Source organism: Serratia sp. CoH_122_TC_1 (assembly GCF_058191755.1).
The window spans coordinates 1-4,419 of record NZ_JBXWLA010000042.1 but is presented as its reverse complement, the minus strand read 5'-3'; the positions used below and the strand labels follow the sequence as shown (position 1 = coordinate 4,419).

The following is a 4,419-nucleotide window of genomic DNA, read 5'->3' as shown; positions in this document are numbered from 1 at the left end:
ACCTCAAGGCTCTGGCTTAAAAACCCGCCCTAGGCGGGTTTTTTCGTTTCTGAGCAAGAGACTACGCGCAGAAAAAAAGGATCTCAAGAAGATCCTTTCAACAAGCATCCGTTCTGCCATCTACGCAGATTGTAGTAGCAGACCAGAAAATGCACCTTTACCTGTTCATCTGGTATGATCCACACCGTTTTTGTCGTTTCGAATGCAAATAATACTGGTGACTTAGCGCGATGCTTGATAACCGTATCAGTCTGCCAAGAATTGCATTTGAAAAACATCATTTAATAGTGCCTATTTATGCATTTTTTAAATTGAATTGGAGTGGTTGTATGTCTTTTAGAAATCACGCATATTTATTATCTGGATGGGAAAAGTCTAGCCTTGACGAGTACTCTCAGGCATACAAATTATATGGAGGTTCTGTAAACACCCATCCTGACATAATAAAATTCACACAAGATAATACGCCAGAAGAATTTTCATTCTTATCAAAAAGAATCAGAAATGAGCTGATTTCATCGGTTTTCTTTTGCTCAAAAAATATTTTTTGCTCACTTGGCGAATTTAATAAACTCACAAGCGAAACCGAGGTGATATTTCCAGTAAAGAAAGGAGTAAAACTACTCATCCCATTTAAATCAAAAAACATCTCCCCAACACATAGCAATTGCATAATAAACAAGCTGCCCGCCATTTTCAACAAAAGAGACATATGCATTGTTAGAGATGATTTCAGTAAAAAAACAATCAAAAACAGAAGGAATGAACTTAATAGATTTTTGAAGGCAGGAGGAGAGATAACACCAGTATCCAACCTCACCCCAAATGAAATATGCAGTATTTACAGAAAGCTTTTTGCCATTCGATGGGGGAGTAACTTGCCATGCAATTACCTTTTAATGCTTGAAGGTTTTATAAAAAAACACCATGACATGCTATTCGGGAATGTTCTAACAATTGCTGGGGAAGCATGTGCATATGATTTAATCATAAAATCTGAATCTTTGAATCAGGTCTACTATGATGTCGTAAATGGTGGGTTTGATTTAAAATATTCAGAATTAAGTATAGGTAGCGTGTTAATGTGGATTAACACCCAGCAAGCAATGTCCATTGGCAAGAAAAACAATAAAAACATGCGATTTTCATTAGGAAGTAATACATATGACTATAAATCAAGATGGTGCAAGACTTATCAATTAATTAGAACCATTTAACTACGATAAAAAATCGAAAACCAATTCCTAACTAATTCATGGAATTGTGATGCGGATCACAATTCCAGAAACGCGCAGTGCGCAAAAAATAACCAGAAAGAGCAAATCGATGACAAAACAGGAAAGTGCCGCCCTCAACATGGCAAAATTTATCCGCGCTCAGTCGCTACTGCTGCTCGAAAAACTCGACGTGCTCGACCTCGACGAAGAAGCGACCACCTGCGAACAACTCCATGAGGCCGCAGAGACCCTCTACCGTCGACTCGAGACCCGCTTCAATGACGAAGAGCATCAGAGCGACAAATCCGGGTAATCCCGGCTTCGAGTCCGTTCCGGCTCCAGCGTTTTCTCCTTCTGCAGCCGGTCATGCTCCTGTTGCTGATGCCGCAGCGCTTCCTGCTGACGTTCGGTCGCTATCGTCCGTTCTGCCTGTACAGGTCCGCGAATTGCTGCACCTGCGTGCTCAAGCCGTTCACAAGCGTGCTCAACTGCTCCACTCGCCCGGTCAGCTGCTGGTTCTCCGCTGAGGTACGTTCGTACATGCGCTGCAATGCCTCGAAGGCGTTCTCCCACTCGGTCAGCCGTTGCCCGTAGTCCTGCTGCAACTGCTCTAAGGCGCTCAGTAACTGCGTTTCCAGTTCGGTCATCGTGATTTAATCCTTCACCAGTTTCACCTTCACCACGTTCCGTTCCGCATTTCCCTTCCCCTGCGTCCAGCCGGTATCGACCTGCGTTCCCCTCGGGAATATCAGGAACCGACCTTTCTCGTCCTCGCGAAACGTCATGCCCCACGTCTTCGCGTTCAGCTTCGCCAGCGTCTCGCGCTGCGCCTCGATATCCGTACTCAGCCGTTTGAGTTCCCTCTGGCTCGTCTGAATATCGTCGTTCAGGCTCCACAAATATCCCCCGCACATCCCGACCAGTAACCCGGTCGTTATCACGATACTGACCCATTTGCGCCTGACCATCCGGTACACGTTCAGGCGATGCGACTCCAGCACCGCGTTCATACCCTCCGTATGTCCGGCTATGGCGACGCTGATTTTCTGCTCGCTTGAGCGCAATGCCTCGCTCACACGCCGCTCGTGCTCGCTGAACTCTCGCCTCAGCATCGCCTCGGTAGCGCTCGCCTGCGCGCTCAATCTCTGCTCGGTGTCCTTCGCCATGTCTAAAAGACTGCTCATACAACGCTCCTTTCAGCCGTAAATTGTGCCCGCCATCCGGGTCGGCGAGGCTGATACTGCTCTTGGTCACCCGGGCCACCGTAAAACCGGCCCCTTCCAGCGCCCGTATCACGTCCTCACGCGTTTTTAGCTCCCCGGCCACCGCTAACTGTTCTAAACCCGCTGTAATCGCTTCTGCGGCTTCCTGCTTCGCTTTCGGCAGGCTGTTCGGCGTCACCAGCGTCCGGCGGTGCTCCGGCGCATTCGGGTCGCGCAGGCCCAGCCGCGCATTCACCACCGTCTGCCACGCGTCTATCCGTGGCCGGTCTGCCCGGTCGTAGTACGGTTGCAGCCGCTTCCCGGACAGCAGCTCGGTGTTGGGGATGACAAAGTTCAGCTCCAGACGCCCCTTGTCACTGTGCTCCACCCACAGCACGCTGTACTGGTCTTTATCCAGTCCGGGCATCAGAACCCGCTCAAAGCTCGCCATCAGCTTTTCCCGCGTACCAGCCGGCAAATCCGCCTCTGCGAACGACAGCACCCCGGACGTGTATTTCTTCGCGTACGGCGAGGCGTCAATCAGCTCCCGCACTTCCTCCGGCTTGCCCTGCAACACCGATGCGCCGTCCCGCTGCCGGTCTTTCCCCAGCAGGTAATCCACCGGGCCGCTGCCGCCACCCCGGCCACGGGCATGAAATTTAACCAGCATCGTCAACCCTCTCCAGCGCTGCATGACGCACCCGCTCAAGCCCGGCATCGATGGCCATCAGCGCCGCCATCACCGACACCTTGTCCTGCGGCGACCACTGCCCGCCATTCACCCGTCGCGCTATCTGGTTCAGGTTGTTCCCCATCCCCGCCAGTTGCCGCAGCAGTTCGGGCGCCAGTGTCGGCAACTTGCTTCGCCGGGAAGGACGCTCATCGAGGCACACTTCCCGCATCCACCGTGCTAACGCTTTGCCGTCACACCGCGCCAGTAATCTGGCGTGTTCGTCATCAGTCACCCATAACGTCAACATCTTCGTGCGTTTACCGGACATCATTCCTCCTCTGAACCCCGGACGGTCGGGAACCCGTTCCTGGGCGGGTCGGGGTTGGACAAGCCGCAGGCGCGTCAGGCCGTTGACTTTAGCGGGTTTCGGGGCGCAGCCCTGAACCAGTCACGAGCTGCTCGCAGAGCTAGCGAAGTGTATACTGGCTTAATATGGTACGGCGGTGATTGATTCAGGTCAAAGCGGCATGATAATGCAGTAAAACAGACTCAAGAGTGGCAGGGGGAAATGGAAATCCAGGTGAAATGACGCCTCCTCGCTCACTCGGTCGCTTGCGCTCCTGCCGTGAGACTGCGGCGGGCGTTGCGGTCCAAATCAACGCGGAAAGTTATCAACAGAAGCCAGGGATAACCCTGTGAGAAATGCTGCACCGGGCAGTAAAAAAAGGGCAAGGAGCAGCCCTCCGGGCTGTTTTACCCAAGGCTTCGCCCTCCTGACGAGCTTCACGGAAATCGAACGATAACCGGCGCTCAAATCAAGAGTGGCGAAACCCGACAGGACTTAAAGATCCCCACCGTTTCCGATGGGTCGCTCCCTCGTGCGCTCTCCTGTTCCCCCCCTGAGTTACCCGTTGCAGACCGCCGTTCCGTTACCGTGGTGGCGTTTTCTCATTCCTGCCCATGCAACTGGGTTCCTGTTAGGCGGTTCGCTCCAAGCTGGACTATATGCACGAACTCCCCGTTTAGTCCGACTACCGCGCCCGTTCAGGTAACTATCTTCTTGCGTCCAACCCTGAAAGACACGACAACTCGCCACTGGCGGTAGCCATTGGTAACTGGGAACTTTGCGGGAGGTTGTCTTCTCGTAAATTAGACTTGAAGGTTTTGGCCAGTTGAGGCTAAACTAACTTTACGTATTTGGTGACTGTCTCCCGCTAAAGATCCAGTTACCGCCCAGACCCGAGAGTTCCACCTCAAGGCTCTGGCTTAAAAACCCGCCCTAGGCGGGTTTTTTCGTTTCTGAGCAAGAGACTACGCGCAGAAAAAA

At 52.0% G+C, this 4,419-nt stretch carries 5 protein-coding genes; 2 read left to right on the top strand and 3 right to left on the bottom strand.

Going from position 1 to position 4,419, the window contains the following annotated elements:
- Positions 1–230 precede the first annotated feature (230 nt).
- Together AC2FC2_RS26710 and AC2FC2_RS26705 are read left to right on the top strand one after the other, a co-directional pair.
- Complete coding sequence (locus AC2FC2_RS26710) at positions 231–1,217, top strand: GNAT family protein (protein WP_080479061.1); 987 nt, start codon at positions 231–233, stop codon at positions 1,215–1,217.
- Positions 1,218–1,326: 109 nt separating this feature from the next.
- Positions 1,327–1,530 (top strand): Rop family plasmid primer RNA-binding protein, encoded by a 204-nt coding sequence (locus AC2FC2_RS26705; RefSeq protein ID WP_055317787.1) that lies wholly within the window; start codon positions 1,327–1,329, stop codon positions 1,528–1,530.
- Positions 1,531–1,630: 100 nt separating this feature from the next.
- Here the strand turns inward: AC2FC2_RS26705 and AC2FC2_RS26700 are convergent, their stop codons facing one another.
- The 3 genes from AC2FC2_RS26700 to AC2FC2_RS26690 form a co-directional block, all read right to left on the bottom strand.
- Positions 1,631–1,864, bottom strand: a complete 234-nt coding sequence (locus AC2FC2_RS26700; RefSeq protein WP_055317785.1) for an MbeD family mobilization/exclusion protein — start codon at positions 1,862–1,864, stop codon at positions 1,631–1,633.
- Positions 1,865–1,870: 6 nt separating this feature from the next.
- Positions 1,871–2,401, bottom strand: a complete 531-nt coding sequence (locus AC2FC2_RS26695; RefSeq protein WP_065772211.1) for an MbeB family mobilization protein — start codon at positions 2,399–2,401, stop codon at positions 1,871–1,873.
- A 677-nt stretch (positions 2,402–3,078) separates the two neighbouring features.
- Positions 3,079–3,420 (bottom strand): MobC family plasmid mobilization relaxosome protein, encoded by a 342-nt coding sequence (locus tag AC2FC2_RS26690; protein WP_057523873.1) that lies wholly within the window; start codon positions 3,418–3,420, stop codon positions 3,079–3,081.
- Between the last annotated feature and the right edge of the window lie 999 nt (positions 3,421–4,419).

What these genes read in the sequence shown, in the direction of transcription:
- AC2FC2_RS26710 (WP_080479061.1), top strand. Translation starts at nt 231, where the DNA reads ATGCTTGATAACCGTATCAGTCTGCCAAGAATTGCATTTGAAAAACAT.
- AC2FC2_RS26705 (WP_055317787.1), top strand. Translation starts at nt 1,327, where the DNA reads ATGACAAAACAGGAAAGTGCCGCCCTCAACATGGCAAAATTTATCCGC.
- AC2FC2_RS26700 (WP_055317785.1), bottom strand. Translation starts at nt 1,864, where the DNA reads ATGACCGAACTGGAAACGCAGTTACTGAGCGCCTTAGAGCAGTTGCAG.
- AC2FC2_RS26695 (WP_065772211.1), bottom strand. Translation starts at nt 2,401, where the DNA reads ATGAGCAGTCTTTTAGACATGGCGAAGGACACCGAGCAGAGATTGAGC.
- AC2FC2_RS26690 (WP_057523873.1), bottom strand. Translation starts at nt 3,420, where the DNA reads ATGTCCGGTAAACGCACGAAGATGTTGACGTTATGGGTGACTGATGAC.